This window comes from Cyanobacteriota bacterium (genome assembly GCA_025054735.1).
Taxonomy (GTDB): Bacteria; Cyanobacteriota; Cyanobacteriia; order SKYG9; family SKYG9; genus SKYG9.
Genome location: JANWZG010000001.1, coordinates 1 through 22,966, shown reverse-complemented (window position 1 = coordinate 22,966; position 22,966 = coordinate 1). Strand labels below are relative to the sequence as shown.

Here is a 22,966-nt window from a genome sequence, read left to right as displayed (position 1 = left end):
CAATGAGCACTAGTGGCATTCGGCTAGTGATGCTGCAATATGCCGGTGACTATGGTGATGCCTTTGAACGGTTTGCAGCCGGTGGTGACGAGACCTACTATGCTCAGCGCTACTCGGTAGATTTTGTGGGCGATCTCCGCCAGAAAATTGATGACCTCACCGTGATTTGTAACCGTACACCGGCACCTTACAACAAGGTATTAGCAAATGATGTGCGCGCGATCGGAGCTGGTTCTTCCGGTAGTATCAATGCTGGTGAATTGGCTGCTCTAGTGGCGGCTCAAAATCCAACCCATGTAACGATTGGCTTCCCTGACCGCAAGCTGTTTGCCTGGGCAATTCAGTCGCAGTTTAAAACCCTAGGGTTACTAGCTGATTCCTTCAACCACACTAAGCTGAAGGAGAAATTTAAAGGCTTCTTGTTGGCACGCCAGCTCAACCATCCCCTAGTGAACTGGGTGGGCAACCATGGTGAAAACTCAGCCCGATCGCTACAAGCAATCGGGGTTAATCCCAATAAAATCATCCCCTGGGATTGGCCCCACTCCATGCGACCCGATGACTTTACACCCAAAAGCCAACCAGATTCAACACAGCCTTTTAAGCTGGTGTATGTCGGCTCAGTCATCGCCGCTAAGGGGGTAGGTGACATTCTAGATGCCCTTAGCCAGTTGCGAAGTCAAGGGCTAGTGGCACGATTGAAGGTAGCTGGACGTGGTGATCTAGAGGCGTTTAAGGCACAGGCTACCAGCTTAGGAATTGTTGACCAAGTGGAATTTCTGGGATTGGTGCCCCACAAGCAGGTTGTGCATCTGATGCGAGAGGCAGACGCAGTGGTAGTACCTAGTCGTCACGAGTATCCAGAAGGGTTCCCCATGACTCTCTACGAAGCCATGTGTTCGCGCACGCCGATCATAGCCTCCGATCACCCCATGTTTTTAGGAAAACTTCACCACCAGACTAACGCCATAATCTTCCCCGCCGGACAGCCAACAGCCCTCGCTAGGGCTATCAAAACCCTACAAACAGACGCTAGCCTTTACCAAGCGCTATCCCAGGCCTCTGCTGAAGCTTGGCAACGGCTACAAATTCCGGTCAAATGGGGCGAATTGATTGAGCGATGGTTGTTTGACTCGCCAGAAAATCGACAATGGCTGTACAACCGCCGCCTCAAGTCTAGTTGGTATGGTAAGACCAAGTAGGTGTTGACTGATTCAGTGGTAACTAATAACTCTATGAGCCGTGTTGGTGTTGTTACAATTGGGCGCAATGAGGGAGAACGGTTGATTCGCTGTCTCGACTCTCTGGTGGCGCAACGCTCCCATGACATGTCGATCGTTTACGTTGACTCTGGTTCCACCGATGGCAGTTGCGAAGCAGCCCGTCAACGTGGTGTAGAGGTTGTGGCTTTAGACCTGTCTATTCCCTTCACGGCTGCTCGTGCTCGTAACGCTGGCTTCGATCGCCTACTGCAAATAGATCCTACAGTAGACTACGTGCAATTCTTTGATGGTGACTGTGAAGTCTTGCCAGGATGGATTGAAGCTGCTGCTGCCGTCATGGATGCACAACCCGATGTGGTAGCCGTCTGTGGTTGGCGACGAGAACGTTACCCAGAGCGCAGCCCCTTCAACCGCATTTGTGATGTAGAGTGGCACATAGGGCCTGTGGGGGAAATTAGCTGCTTTGGCGGTGATGTGATGATTCGGGCAGCAACCTTCACCGCTGTGGGAGGCTATAACCCCAAGGTCATTGCCGCAGAGGATGATGAACTAGGGGTGCGACTACGGCAAACTGGGGGGCGGCTGATCCGCATCGATCGCCATAGTACCGTTCACGATGCAGACATGCACAGCGTGCGCCAGTGGTGGCAACGAGCCAAGCGTTGTGGCTATGCCTATGCCCAAGTATCGTCCATGCATGGACGACTGCCGGAACGCAAGTTTGTCAAAGAAGTGCGCCGAAGCCTACTCTGGGGAGTCATTATCCCCTTAACCTCCCTAGTGTTAGCCGTTCCCACCTATGGTTGGTCACTGCTGGTGTGGGGGCGCTATCCCCTAACTGCGATCAAAACTATTCTGAATACTCAAAAGCGAGGCTTTTCCCAGGCTGATAGCGTGCCATGGGGAATTTCCTGTGCCCTGTCTGCATTTCCAGAAGCTTTAGGGGTGATCAATTTTTACATCACCCGCTGGCGCAAGCGGCAACACAAAATTATCGAGTACAAAGGAGTAAATGCGGGCGGCTAGGCGATCGCGAACCATGAATGACAATGAACCACTCTATTCATCGAGCGAACAACGTAAGACAATAACCAAGGGTGCGAGTCATGAACCAGCATTGGGTAAGATTTTGTTCCATAAGGGAGAAAAGTAATGGCTGAGGGCAAGAAAATTGCGGTAGGGTTGCTAGGTGCTGGCTATATTGCCGATTTCCACGCGACGGCGGTACAGTCGTTTCCAGGAGCGGAGTTAAAAGCCGTCTGTGACCTAAACCAACGGCTAGCTGAGCAACTAGCTCAAGCCAAGGGAATTCCCCATGTCTACAATGACTTGAGCACCATGCTGTCTTCAGTGCCTCTGGATGTAGTCCATGTGCTCACGCCCCCCAATCTCCACTTTAAGACGGCAGCTCCAGTGTTGGAAGCTGGGGTAGATGTGTTTATCGAAAAACCCCTGTGCCATACGGTTGCTGACTGTCAAGCCTTACGCCAGATGGCGACTGATCGTAACCGCATTATTGGCGTGAGTCACAATTTTCTCTACTTTCCTGCCTATGAGCAGCTAGTTACCGATATGCGCAGCGGACGACTGGGGCGCATTGACCAAGTAGACATCATTTGGAACAAAGAACTGGGACAACTGAAGGGAGGCCCCTTTGGAGCTTGGATGCTGCAAACACCTAAGAACATTTTGTTTGAAGTTGCCCCCCACTCGTTTGTACATGTGGTGCATTTGCTGGGAATGCCTGATACCGTCGCCGTAGATGTGCGCGATCGGGTAGACCTGCCCCGTGGCCTAGAGTTCTATCGCCGCTGGGAAATTCGTGGTTGGAAAGGCAACACCAGCATTCGTCTCCGCTTCTCTTTCATTGATGGTTACTCAGAACATTACATCCACGTCCGAGGCACCAATGGGGTTGGTCATGTAGATTTCGAGAACAATACCTACACTCGCCAGGAACATACCCCCTATCCTCTAGATGTCGATCGCTACCTCAACGTCACTACCATGGCTAGGGATGCCTCTCGGCAGGCTAGGGAAACCCTAACCAACTTTGTGCTCTCCAAGATGAAGCTTTCCAAAATAGCAGGGCCTTTTTCCCATAGCATCACTCGCGCTACGGCAAGCTTCTACACCAACTGGAAGCGAATCTTGGATGAGCGCGTCAGTCCAGAGTTAGGGGAACAGGCGATTGTCCTTGCCGAGTGGATTGCCCAAGAAACCCAATTCCCTGTTATAGAAAAAACGGCCCCTGTCAGCGATGCCATTGCCCCCTCGCCACCCCCATCCACAGTGCTAGTGATTGGTGGAACCGGATTTATTGGCAAAGCCCTAGTAAAACGCTTACGCCAAGAGGGGCATGGTGTCCGCATTCTTGTGCGCGATCCCAATAGTTGCCCGGCTGAGCTGCGCCAGTTGGGTGTAGAGCTAACCAAGGGCGACTTCACCAACGCTGAATCAGTAGATGCAGCCCTAGACGGCATTCAATACGTCTATCACCTAGCCAGGGGCTATGGCAAAACTTGGCCTGAATTCCTCAAGTTTGATGTAGAGCCAACCCGCATGGTGGGAGAACTATGCATCAAGCATGGAGTGAAGCGTTTATTCTATGCCTCATCGATCGCCATCTACTATGCAGGTAGTGGTGTGCCCCCCATTACCGAAGCTACTAAACCCCATCCCGGCTTGTTACGAGCAGCCCCCTACGCCCGCTCCAAGGCCGAAAACGAGAACGTGCTACTGCAACTCTACAAAAACAAAGGCTTATCCGTAGTTATCTTTCGCCCCGGTATTGTATTAGGGTCTGGGGGCGATCCCCACCACTGGGGAGTTTGTGCATGGCCCTACAACTCCGTGTGTCGCCTTTGGGGATCCGGTAACCATCCCCTGCCGATCGTCCTCGTTGATGATGTTGCCGATGCTATGGTCAAGGCCCTTACCATTCCTGGCATTGATGGTGAATCCTACAACCTCACTAGCCCTACCACCATTACCGCCAATGACTATCTCGATGAATTTGAGCGTAAGGCGGGCATCAAACTCAAACGCATCCCTACCCCAAGCTGGCGCAACTACCTAGAAGCCTTGGTGAAATGGGCGATCAAAAGCATCGGGCGTGATCCCAACGCCACTATGCCCAGCTATGCTGACTGGGAAGGTCGCAGCTTTGCTGCCCGCTTTGACTCCTCCAAGGCCGAGCGCGAACTAGGCTGGACTCCGGTAAACGATCGAGACACCCTGATTCGAGAAGGCATTCACAAACCCGTATTAGAAGCATTTGAGTCACCATAATGCTCCTGCTGAGGCAAGTTCAAGCTCAACCTTACCATCCCCGCAGGGCACAGAACAGCAGCCTCCAAGACTCAAAAGACCAAGGCTTTTTCCAGAGAGCACGAAATGCATATTTACGTGCTGTCTTGAGATTTTTTCCCTGAATTGCCCACCAACCCCAACGTTGATAGGTTCCGTATATAGAGTCTTCCTTGTCATCGGTAGGATAAGGATTTTCAGGCACGGGCAACCCGCGTCGCTGGTGAGCATCGATAATCAGTCGGCGAGTTGATTCAATTTGTTGTTTACGCTTGCTGTGTCCAATGCTTTTCAGGTGTAGACGATACTTCAGTAACACCTCTGGTAGATTGCACAGCTTACCAATTTCTGCTAGCCGTAGCCACAAGTCAATATCTTCTGCTGATTTAAGTTCTTCCCGGTAACCACCAACCTTTACGATCGCATCCCGGCGGATCATAGCGCCTGAGTGGGGAAAAGTACCGTTTCCCAGCAGGTGCTCAGCATCAATCTCTTCATGGGTGATGACATCATTGTGAACTTTAATGGGAGCATCATCCGCATCAATCATGAGCACCTGTGTACCCACTGCCACATACTCTGGGTGACTATCCAAAAAAGCAACTTGTTTAGCAAACAACTCTGGTAGGGCAACATCATCCGCATCAATGCGGGCGATATACTGTCCGTTAACGTAGGTGATGCCTCTGTTTAGGGTATCAATGAGGCCGAGGTTAGGCTGACTGAAGATGCGTATGCGATCGTCCTGCTGGGCAAATCTGTGGAGTATGGCTTCAGAACTATCAGTAGACCCATCATTAATAGCAATCACCTCAAAATCTGTGAAGGTTTGATTGAGGACACTTTTGAGTGCCTTTGCCAAGTATTTCTCAGCATTATAGATGGGCATCAAAACAGAAACCTTTGGAGATGCAGTCATCATGATTCCAGAGCAATAACAGTTCAAAGCAAGCCAGTTATGACTGATGTGATTGCTGACCAAAAATAGATAACAAGGGACATAACGATCGCTAGCCCAGCCACTGGCAGGTCAATTTCAGGTTGCCAAAGCTTGATCCGGGAAAAGACAGTGGCATCCATTAGATAAATTAGCCAGTTGGCGGCTGCGATACCAACTACAAAGCCTGGAAACCCACCCAGATGGTGACCTACAATCATTGAGGTAAGCTGAATAGTAATACTAGAGCCGATTAACACAGCCAACAGCACAGTTTTGCCCGTTGCCATCAGCGCATCACCATAGGTAATACTCAATGCCCTCGCCATTAGGCCAACAGCTAAGATTTGCAAGATCCATCCAGCATCTGCATAGCGATTGTCATAAAGGATCTGGATAGCTAGCCGACCAAGTAGCACCATACCCACAGAACAACCAACACTCAGCCCAACTAGGATCAACCGAGCTTTGCGGAGATTGCGGTACAAGCGTTCGGGGCGTTCTCGAATCAATTCAGAGTATGAGGGGAACAACACTTTGCTACTCACTTGGTCAACCAGTTGAATGGCAATACTGGAGAGGCCAAGGGCAATGGAATAAACTCCCAGGGCTTTGACATCGAGCAAACGGCCTAGGATGAGGCGATCGCCCTGGAGGCCAAAGAAACCAAACACTGTGCTGACAAAGATCCAGCGTCCAAACCGGTTAAGGGAATGAAACGCCTCTTTGTCCCAATGGAAGCGATTCTGCTCACCCTCTAATATAAAGTGGCTGCCCAACATCAGAGCAACGGTACCAGCAAAGCCTCCCAGAACTAGCGACCAAACAGCGCGAAAGTCAGAAATTCCGTTCAATCTATACAGCAGGGCAGCAACAATGGTAACGACTAGTTGCACTACATAGGAGCCAATCTCGATCGCAGTCAAGCGGCCTAACATGAGGCTGCGGTTAGCTGTGGCCAGCTTTGTGGAATTCAGCCCACTGATAAATGCCTGTAGACCTGTCACAGGCAACAACTGCATTAGAAATGGTTCTCGGTAAAACTGTGCTGCTAGAGGAGCAAGTCCAAGGGCACATAGAGACAGACATAAACCGCGAATTACTTGAATCGTCCAAGCCGTATTGAGGAATGCAGGATCGTTACCACGCTTGTTTTGGATAATGCTAGGCATGATGCCTAAGTCTGAAAACATTTCCAGACCAACCATAAAGGTTTGTACCAGGGTCATCAAACCAAAGGCTTCAGGAAACAGCAGTCGAGCAAGCACGATGTTGCTAGCTAGGCGCAACACTTGTTTAGCACCATGATTGGCTAAGGCCCAAACGGAACCAATCACAGCTTTTCGTTTTAGAGAAGGAGTTTGGGTTGCTGAGTCTTGGGGTTGATCCTCCGGAGAGCTAGCTGTGGCTGATGGCTCGGCATGATCAGAGCTATCTATTACAGGTTCGTGCTCAGACGGTTCTAGTGGGTCTTCATGGCTCATAGCGATATTTTCAGGGCTACGGTTATTCGAGTGCGGTAGTGTGCAAACAATCCCTGTGGTGATTATGACAGGCTTTACGGTTTCAGACCATGAAAGCAGATTATTCTAAATTAGGTAGCAAGAAAGTTCAATGAGTAGCAAGAAGGATAACTCTATTGTTTGACAGGGCGTAGTCTGTATCACGGAATGATGCTATGGCCTGCTCTATGTCCAGCACTAGGAAGCGATCGATGCAACACCCTTATACCTCGGCTGTATTGACTAGCCCAAGTGCGCAATAGTCGGGCCATGTGATGGGGTACAGCACGAGTGGAGCTGACAAGGGTGGTTTTAACTGTGGATGTTGTGCCTGCTGTTGCTTGACTTACGATATATCCACAAACGCACAAAGCATTCTGCTCGTGATCGAGTCATGCCAATAGGCTGAGTTAGCTGAGCAACTAATGACTCTTGCTGTTGACGAGGTCACTAAGCAATCAACTCGTCTCTATTCATGATCTATACCCTCAGGCAGTAAGGCTTATACTCAGCTTACTTCACCCCTCTTCACTCTAGTTCACCCCGATTCAACCAGTATCGTCACTCTCCTGTAGCTTGTAGTCGCTCATTGTAGCTTCTCAGACCCAATGGATAGGATGCAATCATCAACCAGACATACCGGAGACTTTACCTACGGCGATTAAAAATTATGCTAGTTCCAAGTCCTAGGCCTACCCATTCCACAGCGTGGGTTAACCACACTTGGTTTCTAAGACAATTCGTGATGTGGAAGAGTCTAAACGGATCATCAACCGTATCGACGAAGCAAAGCCAAAGCACTTGCTCGCAGACAATGACCTGATTAAGAAATAGTCACTTGGTTGTCGGGCCAAAGCCATAATTGTAGTGCGGACTTCAGTCCGCACCAAGCGCTACCCCTGTTGCCTAGCCTCTGCGACGATCGCCTATTTTTTGCCCTTAGCCTTACCTTTAGTTGCTTTAGCTTCTTCAGCATCCCTAGCTTCTAATACCTTATCCTTAAACACCTTCCCGGCAGAAAAGGCTGGTACTCGAGTAGCTGGGATAGTCATAGTTTTGCCTGTTTGGGGGTTGCGCCCTTCTCGTGCTTGCCGATCGCGAGCTTCGAAGGTGCCAAAGCCCACTAGAGTCACTCGATCGCCAGTTGAGACCGCTTCCATAATCGAGTCTACGATCGCTGTGATGATCGCATCTGCATCTTTCTTCGTAACCGAAACCTTGCCTGCAACGGCATCTACTAATTCGCCCTTGTTCATGACTGTATCCTCAAACGCTACGCTCAACTTGATTGCCGTGATTATAGTGCAGGTTTTTAGGAGTGGATTACCTGATCTAGCCCCAAGTGACACAAGATTGCACATTGTCAAGTCGGTTAGGGCACTTCAATAATAAATTTTACTGATGCTTGCTTGGGAACGTACTACAACCTTGGACTAAGAATTGGACTCACTTGTCATACTACAAAAGTGTTACAACTTACAGTTTCCCTGCTATCAGTTCTGTGTTGATCAGGGTTTGGCCTTGATGTACTGCTGACCTCGCAGTCACGATCGTCCCTAGACCCCATTAGTGACACTTATCTTTCTGGGACATCTGCTGGAACCGGGCGTTCCTGTCTGTCTTCACCAAATCTATAGACGTGTTCTGTACTTTTTGTACCCTTGCACGGTTTTGAACAGGAGACAAGCCATGACGACTAACCTCACAGTACGTAAGCTGAAACGATGGCTAGATAACCGGTACGGACGAGTTATAGGCTGGCTAGCGGTTGCTGTTTGCAGTTGTCTGTTGACGATCGGGCTGCACAGTCTTCCTGCCTTTGCTCAGAGCAGAACCATCACCCAAGCTACTATCACCGAAATTCTGCAAAGTAATCAAGTGTATATCCAAAACCGGTTAGCGCAGGTGCGCGACATTGCCCGATCGGGCGAGCGGATTCGCACAGGGCAGGCTAGAGCCAGTCTTCGCTTTAACACTGGAGCGATCGGGCGCTTAGGCACAAACGCTGTGCTCACCGTAGGCAACCAGTGTGTGCATGTTCAACAAGGACAAGTATTGGTCAATGGCGCTGCCAATGCCTGCACTCGCAATTACATTGCTGGTGTGCGAGGCACCCTTTACCTGATCGATGTAGACGAACAACAGCACGAAAGGTTTACAGTGCTAGAGGGACAGGTGAACCTGACGCGCCGCGATCGCCCCACTGCTCCACCCGTCATCCTCACACCGGGACGACGAGTAACCATTAACAACCGGGGCATTCCTGGACAGGTGCAATCCTTAACTCAGCAGGAATTTAACCAGATTCTCAACAGCGACCTGTTCCAGAGTTTTCAAGAGCCATTGCCAGGGTTCAATGCTCTCAAGCAGTCTTATAACCAATTGTTTCCAGGCACTGTATTTCCCCTAGACCAGGGCAAGGGTGCTCAACACTGGAGCGGCACGGTGAACCTGCTCAGGGTTAGCAGTCAAGGACGACCGGCGATCGCCCTACAGTTAACCATTCGCAACAAGCCTCAAACTACCTATGCTAATGCTGTTTACCAAATCTATGCTCGCAAGGATAATCGTTGGATTCCAGTCTACAGCAACGTTGGTGCTCGACTACTCCCTAGCTCACCAGGCGCGGTAACCCCCCCACCAGAAGTTATCCCCCTTGTAGCCCTACGGTTAGATCAACTAGGGCTAACCCCCCAAGCTACACTTCTACGAGGTGTTGTACTACTGCGTTATGATTTGCCCAATGGTGCCCGTGATCAACGCCTGATCCTAGAAACCACCCAATCTTACCGAGACCTGTGAACAGCACGACTTTCGTTACCAGAACTATCCTTAGCTTCAGGAGACAGATAGTGGCAAATTAGCTACACATTCTTTGAGCAAATTTAGTTAATTTAACGAAAACTTTGCCATATGAACAATTAGATGTTAGTACCATTTAAAGAATGATGAATAATCTGTCGTTAGGTAGAGTCTGAGTTTGTCTGGATTTTAGGTACATGTTTATGATGTTATGAGTACTGATACAGCGCTAGCCATGACGTAGAGGTACTCAACGATCGCCAAAGGGTGTAAGGCTGAGTTCGTCAGGATGTTTTTCATGCAGAGGTTGCGATGGAACTTCATAACGGGGTAGAGGCGATAGGGACAAGTTATCAACCACGGCAAGTAGTACCAGAACCTGCCAGTGACGGTGAATTTGATGACTCTGCAACACCCAAAAAAGGCTTAAACTTCCGTCCATACCTGCGTACTATCAAGCGGCGCTCAATCATCATTGCCTCTGTCACCTTTGCCGTCGGCGTACTAGGGTTTATCATAGGTGACCCAGGCCCCCCTATTTACGCGGGTGGCTTTCGAGTTCTAGTTGAGCCTGTCTCGACCGAGGCCAAGCTGACAGACCCCACCGTAGTGGCTAGGGGTGGCCCACAAACCAACGCCGAGCTAGACTACGCAACCCAGTTAGAGATTCTCAAAAGTCCCAAAATCCTTTCAGAAATTAGCGAACAGGTCAAGACTAAGTTTCCTGACTTTAACTCTAGTAGCCTGAGAGAGGGTTTGGAAGTTAAGCGAGTTGATGAAAACGGGCAGACAAAAATTTTACAAGTTACCTATCAGGGCTACAGCCCTGACCTAGTACAACATGTACTAGAGGTCGTCTCCAGCAAGTACCTAAAGTACAGTCTGGAAGAGCGCAAAAGTAGGCTGGGTGAAGGGGTTAAGTTTATTGAAGACCAACTTCCAAGCTTACAAGCACGGGTATCAGGGCTTCAGCAACAGTTGCGGCAACTCCAACAGCAGTATCAGATGATTGACCCGGCTGCCCAAGGCGGAAACTTGCTTTCTCGGCTGAACGAAACTACTGTCCAACAGCAAGATACTCAACGACAGCTCATTGAGCAACAAACATTATTCAATTCTCTGACTAGTCAGTTACGATTCTCGCCTCAGGAAGCAGTCGTTGCGGCTGCCATTAGTCAAAATCCCACCTATCAGGGAATTATCACCAAAATAGCTGCTGTTGACACTCAAATTGCTGTTGATTCTACTCGATTTCAGCCAGATAGCCCTAATATTCAAGCATTGCAAGAGCAAAAGCAGACTCTGTTAGCTCTCTTGCAAAACGAGGCTCGTGCGATCGCAGGAGAGAGCTTAACTGGAGTGTTAAGTAATCCCCAAGTCACTGCCTATCAGGACAGTGTGCGGCTGGGATTGATTCAGCAACTTGTTGCCGCTACTACACAGATTCAACTCCTAGAGGCACGCAGTCAAGACATTGCCAAAACCAAGCGGGAACTAGAAGCACGTCTGCGGGAATTCCCAGAGATTGCAGGCCGCTATACTGAAATTCAACGGCAGTTAGAGATTGCTACGCGCACCCTAGATCAACTGTTAGTGCAACGAGAAACCCTGCGGGTAGAGGCAGCCCAAAGTCAAGTACCGTGGGAACTAATTTCCAAGCCAGGTATCCCCAGAGATGTCAACGGTAATCCGGTGGCAGAGTCTCCTGACCGTAAAAAGCAGCTATTAGGGGTGATAGCTGGTTTGATGTTAGGGGTAGGTGCGGCCATACTTTGGGAGATGTACCGCGATATTTTCTACAGCGTAGAAGATGTGGAAGATGGATTGCCGTTCCCACTCTTGGGGTCAATTCCTTTTTATCAACACCTACTTAGTTCCTCAGATCCTGTAGATCTGTCTAAGGTAGATGACGATCTAGAAGCTGCTTCAAATACAGCCAGTTTTCTTAATGCTTTTGATACACTCTATGGCAACCTAAAGCTGTTGTTTTTTAATCCACCCCGATCGGTAGCTATTTGTTCTGCATCTTCTGGAGATGGCAAGTCAACTGTAGCGCTACATTTAGCCCAGGCAGCAGCTAGCATGGGTCAACGGGTTCTGCTGGTGGATGCTAACATGCGCCTGCCCGATATTCACGATCGCCTGAATATTTCCAACGCCAAAGGGCTGAGTGATTTTCTAGTGGATCAGGTCGAACCCAGTTACCTGATTCAACAGTCGCCTGTGGCAGAAAACCTCTATGTCATGCCCTCTGGTCGGGCTATTCCTGGTTCTGCCAAGCTGCTGGCTTCGGCTCAAATGCAAACCCTCAGAAAACGCCTAGAAGAACAGTTTGATCTTGTTATTTATGATACTCCTGACCTACTAGGCCCTCTGGATGCTAACTTCTTGGCAACTTACACAGATGGCATCTTGATGGTAGTTGCTGTGCGAGAAACCAAACGCTCGGCAGTCAACAAGGTAATTAAACAGTTAGAGAAATATCATTTACCTATCTTGGGTATTATTGCCAACCATCCCCAAAAGGCAAAGAGTTTGGAAATTCCAGAGACAATCCAGATTGGCGATCGAGAAATTAGCTGGAAGCTGCCTGAACTCGGTCGCGTCACCCAAGATTCCAGCACCCTGTCTATTGATAGCTAAAGCAGTGAATGAAAGCGCTACACTTCAGGGTGATGACATTGGTGAATGGATTGGTGAATAGCTTGTGGCACTTGTTCATGTCGTTTTGTTAACACTAGCACTCCTGCTTTCGGTTCCAGTGCTGGTGCTGTTCACTGAGTGTATGGTTGCGGTGTTTTCTCACCATAGCCAGACGCTTCCCCGGCCACCCAAGGATAACTCAATGGGCGATCGCCCAGAAACACGTCCTCGCGTTGCCATCCTCATGCCCGCCCATGACGAAGCCCTTGGCATTGCAGCCACGTTAGATACGCTGTTACCACAAGTGACTGCCCCCGATCGTCTCGTTGTGGTTGCCGACAACTGTAGCGATAATACGGCAGACATCGCCCGCGATCGGGGTGCCATCGTCTTAGAACGAACGGATCTGGAGCATCGCGGCAAAGGCTACGCCCTAGATTATGGTATTCAACATTTGGCCGCTGACCCGCCAGATGTGCTAGTTCTGGTAGACGCTGACTGTGACATGCCCTCACCAGCCGTTGATCAACTAGCTCACCAAGCTTACATAACCCAGCGTCCAGTGCAGGCTATTTACTTAATGGAAAAACCAGCTCACCCTACCGCTAAAGATGCAGTATCGTCCCTGGCATTTTTAGTCAAAAATCTGGTACGCCCTCTGGGGTTATCTCGATTGGGAATGCCTTGCTTGCTAACAGGCACTGGTATGGCGTTTCCTTGGAACATTGTGCAAACGATTTCCCTGGCAAGTGGCAACATTGTGGAAGATATGCAGCTGGGGGTTGACTTGGCGATCGCAGGCTATCCTCCCCGTCTTTGTCGTTCTGTCACAGTCTTCGGACGCTTACCTCAACAAGAACAAGCGGCTAAAAGTCAGCGCACCCGCTGGGAACACGGCCATCTACAGACCCAGCTAACTCAAGTTCCCCGCCTACTCACCGCTGCCCTACGGCAAAAGCGCTTTGCATTGCTAGCAATGGCACTAGACTTAGCCGTCCCGCCCCTGTCATTGCTGGTTTTACTCTGGTTAGGTCTAACTCTATTGACTGCCCTAGTCACGCCATTAGGAATTTGGCTTCCCTTTGTCATTATGATTATCCAAGGTTTATGCCTCAGTCTTGCCATTTTGGGAGCTTGGGCAATATTTGGGCGCAGCTTGCTTCCGCCCGGTCTGCTCTTGAGCATTCCCGGCTACATCCTTTGGAAAATTCCCCTCTACGCTAAATTTCTGGTGCGCCGTCAAACCAAATGGGTACGTACTGCCCGTGATCCAGTAAACGGCAATAGGTGACCGTATGGCCATAGGATGAGTAGTTACCTAGTTTCTGTAAAGGCTCATCGTGAGGACTTAAGTCCTCATTACAAACATTTTAGCTAGCCCTTGTATTGCCTATCTGCTGTAGGCGATCGTCAGCAGGTCGCGCCAAAAATGGCTGCCAGTCTGGAGTTGTTGCCCTGCACAGTGTCAGCAGGTTGTGAGTCTTACAGTATTGGGCGAAAGCCACGTCTCTGAATGATCGCTCTGGATTGATCGCTGTGGCTGGGTTATCTCCTTTGAAGCCAGAAAGGATGAAATTACTAGCAAACTCATGGTGCGCTGCCATAAACATGCTGCGCTTCAGCACCATAAACGCAGGGTTACTGTCTGTACTGTAGTACCAGTGATCCCAGGCATCACTATGCTTGGTGAGGTTTTTTTCAGCAGCACTCACTGCGAATACGCCGTCACGATCAAGATTGTTAATAGCCTCATCGAACCAGTAGTCATAGCCTTGGCGCTGGGGAATAGTGTCTAGCCCAAACAACAGCACATAGGGTTTGTTAGAAATTGCAACTGCCATATAGTCTTGGCGATCTGCTTGGTTGCGATCGCCCGAATCATGTTGGCCACGAACAATGTGCAGCTTGTCAATCACCTTGTTTTGGAACAATTGCCAATAAATTGCTTGGGTCGCGAGGTCACTGCCACTATCGACAACAACCACCTCACCGGGCTTGCCACCCAAAAAGGTAAACCAATCCTGAATAATGTCAGCAAACACAACTCCACGACTAAAACCCGATACCACCATCGATAACTGCTTGAAGGTATTCGACTGATCGCTCACAACTGACAACCTCTTCACTCAGTGCGGTCATTGTTGTAACACGAACTGCTGTCAATTGAAACCTGATTAAGTGAAACCTGATAAAAACTATGGACAATTCAGATTGATAAGCGTTAGGGTTGCTGTGAGGTTGTTCATGCACCCATTCGTGGCCAGCCTTCAGTCGATCTGCTATTTTCATCAGAACTGTTCATGGGTGGCTTTGTTATTCCAACTAACCCATTTGGTAGCCCTAATGCGATCGCAGTCTTAGTGATAGTGGCATGGTTACCATTCTTCATTTTCCTATTTCAGCAATATCCACCTAGGCGAGCGTTAGTTATTGGCATCATTGCTGCCTGGTTGTTTCTCCCAGAAATCGCTCGCTCTCTACCTGGCCTACCAGACTACAGCAAGGCATCCGCTACCATTTACGCAGCGTTAGTCGCCATCATGCTCTTTGATCCAGGACGGTTTAGCACCTTCAAGCCTGGACTGTTAGATATTCCAATACTTGTGTGGTGGTTCTGCCCATTTGTGACCTCGATCGTCAATGGACTGGGAGCATATGATGGCGTATCCGCAGTCATCGCTCAAACTATTTCCTGGGGAGTACCTTACCTGCTAGGCCGTCTTTACCTCAGTAACCTACAGGGACTCAAGGATATAGCCGTAGGCATTTTTATTGGCGGTGTGGTGTACATTCCATTCTGTCTGTTTGAAGTGCGCCTTAGCCCTCAACTCCACAGAATTGTTTACGGTGCCCATGCATCTGGAGATTTTAGTCAGGCCATCCGCTACGGAGGTTTTCGACCCACTGTGTTTATGTCCCACGGTTTAGCTGTGGGGGCTTGGATGATGATTGCCACCTTAGCAGGAATCTGGCTATTGCAGTCAAAAACCCTAGGTAAAAAACTCTTCTACATTGAAACCAAGTGGTTGGTGATGGCACTTAGCCTCACCTTCGTGCTGTTGAAATCAACTGGAGCCTACGTGTCATTACTCCTAGGTTTGATCATCATGGGCACGGGTAGGTTTCTCAAAACAGGTTTGTTGGTATTTGTCATCATTATTGCTATTTGCGTTTATCTCTACACCAACACGATGACAGAAAGTTACTTCACAGACCAGTTGATCGACTATCTGTCTAATATTTTTCCACCCGATCGCATTCAATCCCTAGCGTATCGCTTTAATAATGAAGAGGTATTAGTTGACCATGCCCGCAAACAAATCCTATTTGGCTGGGGTGGATGGGATCGCTCAACAACGATTCGTCCAGAGGATGGTAAACGAGCCGTTCAAGACAGTTTGTGGATCATTGCCTTTGGCATGAATGGCATTGTTGGCCTAGTGAGCTTTTTAGGAACTATGCTAGTTCCAATTTGGGCTATCTGCTGGAAATATCCAGCTCGCACCTGGATGAGGCCAGACATTGCCCCGGTTGTTTTCCTAGCTGTAGGGCTACTACTCTACACGATCGACTGTCTCCAGAACGCTATGCTTAACCCCACCTATCTTTTAGTTATTGGTGGGTTAACAGGTTTCGCCATGAAACCATCGGCTCTGAAACAGCCAGCACCCAAGCCAAAGCCAAAATCAATTCAGCAAGCTGCTATTAGAGGAGCGTTAGCTGTGCGGCGATCGTCCTAGACAGCAAACTACCTCCAAACAAATATACGGATTGCCAAATAAACATGCGGATATAGGCCACAAACTCAGCAATTACTGCTTCACGGTCTGCACTTAGATAGCTCAGATAATCAGATAGTTACCCCTCGGCGATCGTGAGATCTCAGGCGGTTTACCATCATCACAAAGGTATTAGCATCCCGCCTATTGTGCTTCAAATACCATACCACCCAGACTGAAATGGCATAGCAAAGTCTTCTAGCATCCATAAGCGGAAATACATCATGGAACTCCTCAATTCTTAACAGCAAAAAGCGCCCCCGTAGGAGGCGCTACGCAAACTACCGAATCAGCTCAATTAGCCATTGATTTGAGGAGCGCTCAGAGCTACAGGAGCAGCCTCAGCACCAGCCAAATCTAGGGGGAAGTTGTGAGCATTGCGCTCGTGCATCACTTCCATACCCAGGTTGGCACGGTTGATAATGTCTGCCCAGGTAGCTACCACACGACCCTGAGAGTCAATGATGGACTGGTTGAAGTTGAACCCGTTCAGGTTGAACGCCATGGTGCTGATGCCCAGAGCGGTGAACCAGATGCCGATGACAGGCCATGCACCCAAGAAGAAGTGCAAGCTGCGGCTGTTGTTGAAGCTGGCATACTGGAAGATTAGACGACCAAAGTAGCCATGGGCAGCAACGATGTTGTAGGTCTCTTCCTCTTGCCCGAACTTGTAACCGTAGTTCTGAGACTCGTTCTCGGTGGTCTCACGTACCAAGGAGGAGGTTACCAAGGAACCGTGCATCGCACTGAACAAGGAACCGCCAAATACACCTGCTACACCCAGCATGTGGAAGGGGTGCATCAAGATGTTGTGCTCTGCTTGGAATACCAGCATGAAGTTGAAGGTACCGGAAATACCTAGGGGCATACCGTCAGAGAAGCTGCCTTGACCAATGGGGTAGATGAGGAATACGGCAGTGGCTGCGGCTACAGGTGCACTGTAGGCAACGCAGATCCAAGGACGCATACCGAGGCGGTAGCTCAGTTCCCACTCACGTCCCATGTAGCAGAATACGCCGATGAGGAAGTGGAAGATGATGAGCTGGTAGGGGCCGCCGTTGTAGAGCCATTCGTCGAGGCTGGCTGCTTCCCAGATGGGGTAGAAGTGGAGGCCGATGGCGTTGCTGGAGGGTACAACTGCACCGGAGATGATGTTGTTGCCATAGAGCAAGGAGCCAGCGACAGGCTCACGAATGCCGTCGATGTCTACGGGAGGTGCAGCAATGAAGGCGATGATGTAGCAGATGGTGGCAGTCAGCAGGGTGGGGATCATGATGACACCAAACCAGCCTACATACAGGCGGTTGTTGGTGCTGGTGACCCAGTTGCAAAACTGCTCCCACAGGTTAGCGCTTTGGCGCTGGGAAATTGCAGTGGTCATAATCTATAAGTCCAAGTACAAGTACAAATGAACAAGTTATGAATGGTTACCGAACTGTTTGAGTCGGTAGCCACAATTGTAAGACAAATTAATGAATTTTTGTAACCAAATTTTTTATTTTCTTTATGAATAGGTGATTGACTGCTCACTCAACGTGACTGAATAGCCCGATAAGCTCACTAGAAAAAGGCCAACATTCCAATATCAAGGATCTCTGCCGAATCGACAACACACCATGACTGACCTGCCCTTCCAGGACTATGAAAACCTGTTGAACGACCTTAAGCAGAAAATTCACAGCGCTCAGGTGCGAGCAGCACTAGCAGTTAATCGAGAATTGATTCTGCTCTACTGGCAAATTGGGCGAGAGATTTTGCAACGACAACAGCAGCAGGGGTGGGGCAGTCAAGTTATTAATCGCTTGGCAGTTGATCTGCGACGGGCGTTTCCTACAATCAAGGGGTTTTCGTCCCGTAATCTGCATTACATGCGATCGCTGGCCGAAGCTTACCCCGATGAGCAGATTGTGCAACAGACTGTTGCACTAATTCCCTGGGGGCACAATGTGCGGATCCTAGAAGCGGTGAAGGGAACTGAGGAACGCTTGTGGTACATACAACAGACGATTCAGCATGGATGGAGTCGTAAAACCCTTACCTATCAACTAGATGGCAACTTGTATGAGCGGCGGGGTGGGGCGATTACTAACTTCGATCGTGCCTTGCCTGCACCTCAATCGGAACTGGCGCAAGAAGTCCTTAAGGATCCCTACACCTTTGATTTTCTAGATTTGGGGAATGAGGCCCAAGAACGGGATATTGAGCGGGCATTGGTAGATCGCATCCGAGACTTTTTGCTGGAACTAGGCGTAGGGTTTGCCTTTCTGGGCAGTCAGTATCCCCTACAGGTCAGCAATCGTGAATACCGTTTGGATTTGCTCTTCTACCATGTCCGGCTGCATTGTTATGTGGTGGTGGACTTAAAGGTGGCAGAGTTTGAACCAGAGTTTTCTGGCAAGATGAATTTCTACATTTCTGCCGTTGACGATTTGTTGCGGCAACCAGAAGACCAACCGACGATCGGCATCATCCTCTGCCGTACAAAGGATCGAACCATCGTTGAATATGCATTGCGAGATATAGCCAAGCCGATCGGAGTTTCCACTTATCAACTGCGAGATGCACTGCCAGAGGGATTGCAGGGGAGCTTGCCCACTATTGCCCAGTTAGAAGATACCTTGCGTAACTTGCCACCGGAAAATTGACCCTTGACTATATAACTTGGACTATCTCAATTCAACTGTTGCCCTAGACCATCTTGCTCGATAATCAGGGGAACATCTCATGCCATACACAGTCGCTGCTGCTGTCGATCAGCACCTTTAGCCATAGGCAACCCCTCTAATCGATAAGGCAATATGTAGATCCGCAAGAATTTTTGACTTATTCAAAACAAATGTACTATACAATAGGGGATCATCTGAGTAGGAGCGATCGTGCATGGCTTGTCCTTCCATGATTTGCTCTCAGTAGCACAGATTAGTTTCCACATCGAGGACTTCACGAATGAGCCATAGAGCGACTAAGGTGCAACCAGAGTTCTGGCTAGCTGGGGCATTTCTGTTGGCAGGCTTGGCATTGCTAGTGCACCAGTTTGGTCTGTCTACGATCGGGTCAGGCTGGCGCTTGACCAGCGCTAGGCAGGAAACATGCCGAGAGACCATTCGCTCAGGAGCTGTACTGTCTCGCCATCAGCTCTCCCAGTTGCTAACGATGGCATCACCAAATTCTAAGCAGACGGTACAGGCGATCGTTGGGGTTCCCTACTGTCGGCTGTCTCAGATCAAGGGGGATACCGGGACGATGCTCGATCGCGAGGCGTATCCGATGGAGTTTGACCCCCAAGTGTGGCTGATTGTGTTATATGAAGGTAACACCTACGCAGGCTATACCTTCAGCTTTCGGCAATGAACATGAGAGCAGTAGGGCTTTGAGAGGCTTAACTTGGATATTTCCGAGTTCAAGAGGTGACAGACATTGAACACGGTATAATCCGGGCATTGGTTACTGACCAAATCCTTTGCATTTCAAAGAGCTTTCATCATTTAGAGAATCTGCCTATGGCATCAATTCGCCGTCCGAGAGTCAACATCCTGGGTACTGAAATTGATAACCTGACAATGACAGAATTTTTGCAGTCCCTCGATCGCGGCATTGTGTTTACACCCAACGTGGATCACATCATGCGCCTCCGTAAGGATGCTGAGTTTCGTGAGGCGTATAAACTGGCTGACTACAGCACCTGTGACAGCATGATGATTATCTTCGCGTCCCGCTTTTTAGGCACCCCTATTCGCGAAAAGCTTTCTGGATCTGACATTTTTCCAGCATTTTGCAACTACCACCGTCACAATGAGGATATTCGCATTTTTTTAGCGGGAGCAGCAGAGGGTGTTGCTAAGCGAGCACAGGAAAAAATCAACCGTAGAATCGGACGTGATATTGTCATTGGGGCCTATTCTCCACCCTTTGGGTTTGAAAAAAGTGAGACAGAATGCGATCGCATCATCGATATAGTCAACCAGTCTGGGGCAACAGTGCTAGCAATGGGAGTTGGCTCGCCCAAACAGGAAAAGTGGATTGCCAAATACCATCATCGGTTCACGACGGTTAGGATTTTTATGGGCATTGGGGCCACCATTGACTTTGAGGCCGGAGAAAAGCCACGATCGCCCAAGTGGATAAGTAACCTGGGTATGGAGTGGGTCTATCGGCTTGCTCACGAGCCTAAGCGGCTGTGGCGGCGCTACTTAGTTGAAGACTCACCGTTTCTTTGGCTGGTCTTGCTAGAGAAGTTTAAAAAACGATGAGAGTTGACCCCTGAACCATGGAACCATCAGAGATGGTTGCTAGCTCACAGATTTGGCCGATCGCCGTTGCCGCAGGATAGCCAGCAGCATGTAGATCCGCAAGGCAAGCAGTGGTGCGATCGGCAGGAACAGCCGCAAGGAGACCGCCAGACGTTTGGGGGTCAAACAACAGGGGAAAATGGGGATGCTGCTCAATGTAGTCTGGAACAGTGATAGTACGAGCAGCCTGCTGATTTTGGGGATGTAAGGAACTGAGAATGCCCCGCTGGGCAGTAGTAAGGGCACCCGCTAGGACAGGGACAGCTTCCACATCAAGACGGACAGCAACCTGGGAAGCACGGACTAACTCTAGTAAATGACCTAGCAGCCCAAAGCCAGTGACATCCGTGCCGGTGGAAGCTCCATGCCGACGTAGGATGGCAGCAGCTTCTTGGTTGGAAAGTAGCATCGACTCAATAGCCGCCTCAATCCAGCATCCCTTGGCTTGCAGGCGCATATTAGCCGCAAATAGGGTTCCTGTACCCACAGCCTTGGTGAGAATTAGGGTTTGGCCAGGTTGCAGGCCAGACTTGCGCCATAGATGGTGCGGTTCAGCAAAGCCATTGCAGGCAAGACCAACAACCAGTTCTTCGCCCTCAGTGGTGTGGCCGCCGATTAGAGCAGCGTTGTTGTAGCGTAAGGCTTTGAGAATTCCTGCCAACAGTTGGAACAGGGTCTCTTCCTGCTGTCGGGGTGATCCGTAGGGAAGGGTGACGATCGCCAGCCCGCTATGGGCCTCGGCCCCCATGGCAAACAGGTCACTCAGGCAATGGTTGACCGTGATCTGTCCCAGCAAAAAGGGATCGGTGATCAGTGCACGGAAATGATCCACCGTCTGCACCAACACCTTACCCAAGGGCACCTGTACCACAGCGGCATCATCGGGGGCATCTAGCCCAATTAACACGTCTGGGGAGTCGCCCCAATCAGGATATTCTTGCCGCAACCGGGTCAACGATCGCCCTAAACTATCACTTCCCACCTTAGATCCACAACCAGCACAATACATTGGCGATGGAAATGCAGAGTTAGGAGCGCGGAGTTGATGTCCCATGCCATGCACTCTGACTTCTGAACTCCCCATAGCCATTGGCTTCAAGTCTGTGAATTTGGCCATGAAGCGGCGATCGATCCAGTCCTTCCAGCGCCAGAGCAGGGCAGACGGTGGTGATGCCATGTCATTACGGAGGGCGATCGCCCGTCCATCCCCCGTACCCACCAAGGCTAGAAAATCACGTTGGGGAATAAAAGTCCGTAGGGGTTTACACAGTAGCGCATGGCGCAGATTGTGGAACAAGGGCTGGCCCTGCCGAACCGCAAAGACACCAGCCTTAGGACGGGGATGATTGACCATGGTAGCAATGTCACCCGCAGCAAACACGCAAGCATGGGAGATGGATTGCAGATGATCGTTGACTTGGATGAAACCCTGATCATCCGTTGCCAGACCAGAGGTTTGCAGCCAAGGAGCTGCTACTGCCTGGGTGACCCAAAACAGGCGATCGCAGGCCACTGTTAGGCCAGATTCGCAGACCACGTGGATAGGGGCATGGGAAGACGGGGAAGTGAGCGCAGTAACAGTTGCATGGAGATGAACATGGATGCAGCGCTCCACAAGAACTTGGTAGAGACGGCGACCAATGCGAGGGTGGCGATCGGGCACGAGGTGATCGCCCCGCTGAAACAAGTGAATGGTGAGGGCATCTGACGATCGTCCAGCCTGTTGATAGAGCTTACCCAACCTAGCCTGCATTGCTAGTGCCAGTTCCACCCCGCCTACACCCCCACCCACAATGCCAAGGGTTAAACCCGCTTCATCGGATAGGTTGGCCAGTAGCGCTTGCCAATGATGCAAAAACTGGGCGATGGGTTTAACAGGAATTGCATAGTCTTTGGCTCCGGGTACAGTCAGGGTATTGGGTGTGCTGCCAATGTCAATGGACACTACATCAAAGCTAATGGCAGGGCGATGAGCACAAATTACCTGCTGGTTGGCTAAATCTAACCCGATCGCCCGATCGCAAATCAACCTTGCCCCAGCAGCCGTTGCTAAGGTTTGTAGGTCAATGTGGCACTCTTCAGCGCTGTAATAGCCAGCAATATACCCTGGTAACATGCCAGAGTAGGGCGTTTGCACCCCATCGCTGATCAGCGTAAGCTGCACTCCCGGCAAGGGATTCATACTCCACAGCTTGAGGACAATCGCATGACTATGCCCTCCCCCAACTAGTACCAAATCCGCCATGGTTCAAACCAAGACACAAGCATAAGCACCCATCTCTACAGCACCATTATTACGCAAGCAGGCTGCCCGTCTTTTCGCTGTCAGTCCTATCCCCGAATTACTACCACTGCCCTACCGCTGGGTGTGACTGCCGCTTCAGTCGTTGTATGGTCGGCGATCAGCGGCACCCCCGATCGCTGGTCAAAGATCACCAGCCAGCCAGAGTCTAGTCCCAAACCAGCTAGATAACTGTCCAAC

16 protein-coding genes are annotated in these 22,966 nt (G+C 49.9%); 10 read left to right on the top strand and 6 right to left on the bottom strand.

The features are described 5' to 3' along the window. The first annotated feature begins 2 nt into the window (after positions 1-2). The 3 genes from NZ772_00080 to NZ772_00070 all read left to right on the top strand — a co-directional run bounded on the left by NZ772_00080 (position 3) and on the right by NZ772_00070 (position 4,514). Complete coding sequence (locus NZ772_00080; GenBank protein ID MCS6811968.1) at positions 3-1,202, top strand: glycosyltransferase; 1,200 nt, start codon at positions 3-5, stop codon at positions 1,200-1,202. A 33-nt stretch (positions 1,203-1,235) separates the two neighbouring features. Further along, positions 1,236-2,249 carry a glycosyltransferase family 2 protein gene (locus tag NZ772_00075; protein ID MCS6811967.1) on the top strand — a complete coding sequence of 338 codons (1,014 nt, stop codon included), beginning with the start codon at positions 1,236-1,238 and terminating at the stop codon, positions 2,247-2,249. A 126-nt stretch (positions 2,250-2,375) separates the two neighbouring features. Next, a complete protein-coding gene (locus NZ772_00070) occupies positions 2,376-4,514 on the top strand; it encodes an NAD-dependent epimerase/dehydratase family protein (protein ID MCS6811966.1) in 2,139 nt (712 codons plus the stop codon). Between the two features lie 31 nt (positions 4,515-4,545). On the opposite strand, the gene NZ772_00065 is transcribed toward NZ772_00070, so the two are convergent. The 3 genes from NZ772_00065 to NZ772_00055 form a co-directional block, all read right to left on the bottom strand. Next, the gene (locus NZ772_00065) at positions 4,546-5,454 is read right to left on the bottom strand and encodes a glycosyltransferase (protein MCS6811965.1); all 909 of its coding nucleotides are present in this window, start codon (positions 5,452-5,454) and stop codon (positions 4,546-4,548) included. A 20-nt stretch (positions 5,455-5,474) separates the two neighbouring features. Beyond that, entirely contained in the window at positions 5,475-6,953 is a 1,479-nt protein-coding gene (locus tag NZ772_00060; GenBank protein MCS6811964.1) for an oligosaccharide flippase family protein, read from the bottom strand. A gap of 944 nt (positions 6,954-7,897) precedes the next feature. Further along, positions 7,898-8,227, bottom strand: a complete 330-nt coding sequence (locus NZ772_00055; GenBank protein ID MCS6811963.1) for an HU family DNA-binding protein — start codon at positions 8,225-8,227, stop codon at positions 7,898-7,900. Positions 8,228-8,660: 433 nt separating this feature from the next. Between NZ772_00055 and NZ772_00050 the strand changes: the two genes are divergently transcribed. The 3 genes from NZ772_00050 (at position 8,661) to NZ772_00040 (ending at position 13,707) form a co-directional block, all read left to right on the top strand. Continuing rightward, the gene (locus NZ772_00050; GenBank protein ID MCS6811962.1) at positions 8,661-9,773 is read left to right on the top strand and encodes a FecR family protein; all 1,113 of its coding nucleotides are present in this window, start codon (positions 8,661-8,663) and stop codon (positions 9,771-9,773) included. Positions 9,774-10,085: 312 nt separating this feature from the next. Then, entirely contained in the window at positions 10,086-12,416 is a 2,331-nt protein-coding gene (locus NZ772_00045; protein ID MCS6811961.1) for a polysaccharide biosynthesis tyrosine autokinase, read from the top strand. 64 nt (positions 12,417-12,480) lie between these two features. Then, complete coding sequence (locus tag NZ772_00040) at positions 12,481-13,707, top strand: glycosyltransferase family 2 protein (GenBank protein ID MCS6811960.1); 1,227 nt, start codon at positions 12,481-12,483, stop codon at positions 13,705-13,707. A 79-nt stretch (positions 13,708-13,786) separates the two neighbouring features. On the opposite strand, the gene NZ772_00035 is transcribed toward NZ772_00040, so the two are convergent. Further along, positions 13,787-14,524 carry a hypothetical protein gene (locus NZ772_00035; protein MCS6811959.1) on the bottom strand — a complete coding sequence of 246 codons (738 nt, stop codon included), beginning with the start codon at positions 14,522-14,524 and terminating at the stop codon, positions 13,787-13,789. Between the two features lie 192 nt (positions 14,525-14,716). Between NZ772_00035 and NZ772_00030 the strand changes: the two genes are divergently transcribed. Continuing rightward, positions 14,717-16,156: an O-antigen ligase domain-containing protein gene (locus tag NZ772_00030; protein MCS6811958.1), complete on the top strand. Its 1,440-nt coding sequence runs from the start codon at positions 14,717-14,719 to the stop codon at positions 16,154-16,156. Positions 16,157-16,493: 337 nt separating this feature from the next. Here the strand turns inward: NZ772_00030 and psbA are convergent, their stop codons facing one another. After that, complete coding sequence (gene psbA, locus NZ772_00025) at positions 16,494-17,576, bottom strand: photosystem II q(b) protein (GenBank protein MCS6811957.1); 1,083 nt, start codon at positions 17,574-17,576, stop codon at positions 16,494-16,496. Positions 17,577-17,811: 235 nt separating this feature from the next. Here psbA and NZ772_00020 point away from each other — a divergent pair, with 235 nt between their 5' ends. The 3 genes from NZ772_00020 to NZ772_00010 all read left to right on the top strand — a co-directional run bounded on the left by NZ772_00020 (position 17,812) and on the right by NZ772_00010 (position 20,445). Beyond that, positions 17,812-18,840, top strand: coding sequence for a PDDEXK nuclease domain-containing protein (locus NZ772_00020; GenBank protein MCS6811956.1), 1,029 nt, complete (start codon positions 17,812-17,814; stop codon positions 18,838-18,840). Between the two features lie 301 nt (positions 18,841-19,141). Further along, positions 19,142-19,546: a hypothetical protein gene (locus NZ772_00015; protein MCS6811955.1), complete on the top strand. Its 405-nt coding sequence runs from the start codon at positions 19,142-19,144 to the stop codon at positions 19,544-19,546. Positions 19,547-19,695: 149 nt separating this feature from the next. Continuing rightward, positions 19,696-20,445, top strand: a complete 750-nt coding sequence (locus NZ772_00010; protein MCS6811954.1) for a WecB/TagA/CpsF family glycosyltransferase — start codon at positions 19,696-19,698, stop codon at positions 20,443-20,445. Here NZ772_00010 and selD read toward each other — a convergent pair. Continuing rightward, positions 20,432-22,729 carry a selenide, water dikinase SelD gene (gene selD / locus NZ772_00005; GenBank protein MCS6811953.1) on the bottom strand — a complete coding sequence of 766 codons (2,298 nt, stop codon included), beginning with the start codon at positions 22,727-22,729 and terminating at the stop codon, positions 20,432-20,434. The genes NZ772_00010 and selD overlap by 14 nt on opposite strands. Positions 22,730-22,966 lie beyond the last annotated feature (237 nt).

Excerpts from the sequence above, each read along its gene's own strand:
- NZ772_00065 (MCS6811965.1), bottom strand. The coding sequence starts at position 5,454 with ATGATGACTGCATCTCCAAAGGTTTCTGTTTTGATGCCCATCTATAAT.
- NZ772_00010 (MCS6811954.1), top strand. The coding sequence starts at position 19,696 with ATGGCATCAATTCGCCGTCCGAGAGTCAACATCCTGGGTACTGAAATT.
- NZ772_00030 (MCS6811958.1), top strand. The coding sequence starts at position 14,717 with ATGGGTGGCTTTGTTATTCCAACTAACCCATTTGGTAGCCCTAATGCG.
- psbA (MCS6811957.1), bottom strand. The coding sequence starts at position 17,576 with ATGACCACTGCAATTTCCCAGCGCCAAAGCGCTAACCTGTGGGAGCAG.
- NZ772_00050 (MCS6811962.1), top strand. The coding sequence starts at position 8,661 with ATGACGACTAACCTCACAGTACGTAAGCTGAAACGATGGCTAGATAAC.
- NZ772_00075 (MCS6811967.1), top strand. The coding sequence starts at position 1,236 with ATGAGCCGTGTTGGTGTTGTTACAATTGGGCGCAATGAGGGAGAACGG.
- NZ772_00045 (MCS6811961.1), top strand. The coding sequence starts at position 10,086 with ATGGAACTTCATAACGGGGTAGAGGCGATAGGGACAAGTTATCAACCA.
- NZ772_00020 (MCS6811956.1), top strand. The coding sequence starts at position 17,812 with ATGACTGACCTGCCCTTCCAGGACTATGAAAACCTGTTGAACGACCTT.
- NZ772_00080 (MCS6811968.1), top strand. The coding sequence starts at position 3 with ATGAGCACTAGTGGCATTCGGCTAGTGATGCTGCAATATGCCGGTGAC.
- NZ772_00060 (MCS6811964.1), bottom strand. The coding sequence starts at position 6,953 with ATGAGCCATGAAGACCCACTAGAACCGTCTGAGCACGAACCTGTAATA.
- NZ772_00070 (MCS6811966.1), top strand. The coding sequence starts at position 2,376 with ATGGCTGAGGGCAAGAAAATTGCGGTAGGGTTGCTAGGTGCTGGCTAT.
- NZ772_00055 (MCS6811963.1), bottom strand. The coding sequence starts at position 8,227 with ATGAACAAGGGCGAATTAGTAGATGCCGTTGCAGGCAAGGTTTCGGTT.
- NZ772_00015 (MCS6811955.1), top strand. The coding sequence starts at position 19,142 with ATGAGCCATAGAGCGACTAAGGTGCAACCAGAGTTCTGGCTAGCTGGG.
- selD (MCS6811953.1), bottom strand. The coding sequence starts at position 22,729 with ATGGCGGATTTGGTACTAGTTGGGGGAGGGCATAGTCATGCGATTGTC.